We start from the raw sequence: 2,616 nt of genomic DNA, 5'->3' as shown, positions 1-2,616 counted from the left end.
CAAGTAAATATGGAACAATATGCTGAGGGTTTATATTTTGTGATATTACATAATAAAACAGATGATAAATACAACTATTTGAAAGTAATTAAAAAATAGAACCATGAAAACTAAAATTTATTTATTGCTATTATTTTTAATAACAATCAATGGTTTTTCACAAGAAACCAAAATGAGTATCAAAGATTACATAAACTTTTCTGATTTACCATCAAAAACTAGTGAAACACCAAGTTGGGCAAGCCAGTTTTATGAGAATTCAGACCAGATTAATGTCATTAGTTTAAAAAAAGAACTCAATGAATGGTTCATTCAAGAAAAAAAAGAAAGAAAAGAAAAAGTTAAAAAAGAAAATGAAAGTGAACAAGAAAACGAACTCAAAGAAAGTATTTCGGAAAATCCAGTTGTACAATTTGCATTAAATTTTGTAAAAAAAGTACCTAGCTATTGGATAAATGAAGCAGGATTTATTGATATGCCAACAATAAATTCTTTTTTTAAACAAGCTGAAGATCAAGAAAAAAACAGAACTTCTAATTACAAGAAGAAGAAGAAGAAAAATGTTTTAGCTAATAACTGGTCCCAAATTGGTTCAAAAGAAGTAATGGAAAATAATGTGCAAATAACTCAAAGTACCTGCATTTATTATATCAGCGTAGCACCATCTTCGACCAATATTAGATTGGCAAGTAGCCAAACGGGCGTACTTTACAAAACGATTGACAGTGGAGCCAATTGGACATTATTATTAGAGGAAGCAGGGCCAAGTGCATTTCATCCAACAGATGTGAATAAAATAATGTTAGGTTGTAATCCGTTGAGATTAAGTTCAGACGGTGGGATAACTTGGACAGTAAAACCTGTTGTTGCAGAATGTAATAAGGTTCAGTGGTCAAATAATGGTAATACAATTATTATTGCGACAAACAGCGGTATATATGTATCAAGCGATGCAGGCTCAACCTTTACCCTCAAACAAGCAGGCGTAATTATGGATGTGAAATTTAAGTCTGGAAGTTCAACAATTGCTTACGCAATTAATAAAGAAGGGGTATTTTACAAAACTACTAACGGTGGCTTAACTTGGTTTGTAAAACCAGTTAATTATTCAGTAACTAATAATATACAAGGTTATGTTTTAGCTGTAACAGACGCGAATCCTGAGCTAGTGTGTATTGCTTCATTGTCTGTTACAAGTTTTAATGGTGGAAATAAGTCAGAATTAATTAAAAGCACCAACGGTGGCGAAAATTTTGAGTTACTTTCTGTAACAGATATTGGATGGTCAATTGGGTATGGTGCTTTTGTTTGTGGTATTTCTCCAGTCAATGAAAACAATTATTTTCTCGGTGCTTGTTCGTTATATAAATCAACAGATGGCGGTTTAACTTATAATGCTACTGGTGGCTATGCAGGTCCTTTTCCAGTTCATCCCGACATTCAAGATATAGTGCTTTTTGGTAATACCGTTGTACTAGCTACCGATGGTGGCGTGAGTGAATCTACAGATAATTTTACAAATCTTTCCAATTGGAAAAGCACTTGTAAGGGTCTGGATGCTCTAGATTATTGGGGTTTTGATTTAGGTTTTAATACCGACCAAATGGGAGGTGGAAAATACCACAATGGTAATAATATGTTTAATCCAGATTGGAACAATGGAAAATCAATACACCTTGGCGGTGGAGAAGAGGCGGATGGAAAAGCCATTTTTAGCAGACCTAACTCTATGTTTTTTTCTGGTGTAGGTAAAAATTTTAAACAAATAGATATTAATTATAACCCTGTTGGTACTGTTACTTTTCCATTTAAACTAGAAAACAACATTTATTATTTCGGAGAGCGCATCAGCGATACAGCTTCTAATGCAGATTTTAGTAATACTATCTATGCTGGTACCGGAAATAATGTTGTTGTTTCGTACGATAATGGAGTAACACAACAAGTTTTAAAGAGTTTTAATTCATTAGTTTGGGATATTAAAACCACTCGTAAAGATTCCAAAGTACTTTATGTAATGACACAAACAGATGGTTTGTGGAAAACTATTGATGGTGGCATTAATTGGATCATTTGCAATCTTACATTAAATAATATAGATTTAAAATCAGAAGGAGTTAAATGCTTTATTGATGTTTCTCAAACAAATACCAACGAAATTTGGTTAATTCACAGTAATGTTTTTTCAGATGCAAAAATTTTTAAAAGTACTGATGGCGGACAAGTTTGGACTGATATGAATACAGCAACCTTAGATAATTTTGAACCTAAACAAATTTTACACCAATACGGTTCTAACGGAGGTGTTTACGTAATAGGTCGAATAGCTAGGAATGCCAAGTGTTTTTATATAAATAATACCATGACCAATTGGGTTGACTATTCTGCCAATTTAATGACCGAAACATCAACAAGTAGAGTTTTTTTAAAGGCAAGTTACTTTAAAGAAAAATTAAGAGTGGCAGGCTCAATGGGTGTACAAGAAATTTCTTTCTACGAAAAAAGCAATCCAGTAGCACAACCAACCACCAATGTTAAAGACATTTGTGTAAACCAAGAAATAAAATTTTGCGATTATAGTATTCTTGATTACTTGGGTGCCACATGGGAATGGTC

General features: G+C 32.8%; 1 protein-coding gene. It reads left to right on the top strand.

The genetic code is table 11. The features are described 5' to 3' along the window. Positions 1–103: 103 nt before the first annotated feature. Positions 104–2,616 (top strand): hypothetical protein (locus tag RMN92_RS11500; RefSeq protein ID WP_309609589.1); only part of this gene is annotated, 2,513 nt, incomplete at its 3' end.

This window comes from Flavobacterium sp. (assembly GCF_031363805.1).
Classification (GTDB): Bacteria; Bacteroidota; Bacteroidia; order Flavobacteriales; family Flavobacteriaceae; genus Flavobacterium.
This window is presented reverse-complemented; position numbering and strand designations above follow the sequence as displayed.